We start from the raw sequence: 459 nt of genomic DNA, 5'->3' as shown, positions 1-459 counted from the left end.
ATCAAGATCCCACCGTAGGGGAGCCCGACCGCCAGTGCTGGCAGAATAATGTGTTTTAGCCAGGGGATGATCCCCTGCCGGAACGAGACGTAGCCGAACGCCGGAACCAAACCTAACCGATCGGCGAATACAATCAGCAGGACGATGCCGATCCAGAATCCTGGCATGCTGATACCGACGAACGAGACCGTCGTCGCAACGTAGTCTTCCCACTGGTACTGTTTGACAGCGCTTGTGATGCCGGCGGGGATAGCTATCAACAGCGCGATCAACATGCCGAGCCCAGCAATACTCAGCGTCGGTTCTGCCACACCGATGAGCATCTGAAGGACAGCCTGGTCGCTCAACACGGAGGTGCCAAGATCACCTTGTGAGATGCGACCCATCCATCGGATGTACTGAACATAGAGTGGTTCCGTGAGGCCCATCTCTTCGCGGAGTGCCGCGATAGCCTCAGAG

The 459-nt window shown here is 57.1% G+C and carries 1 protein-coding gene; it reads right to left on the bottom strand.

Translation table 11 applies throughout. The annotated features are described in order from the left end of the window. On the bottom strand, window positions 1–350 hold a 350-nt coding region (locus tag DVK05_RS16565; RefSeq protein WP_233562251.1), incomplete at its 3' end, for an ABC transporter permease subunit. Window positions 351–459 lie beyond the last annotated feature (109 nt).

This window comes from Halorubrum sp. Atlit-8R (genome assembly GCF_003666025.1).
Lineage (GTDB): Archaea > Halobacteriota > Halobacteria > Halobacteriales > Haloferacaceae > Halorubrum > Halorubrum salinarum.
Note: the sequence above shows the minus strand (reverse complement) of the source record. Positions and strands in the feature narration are given on the sequence as shown.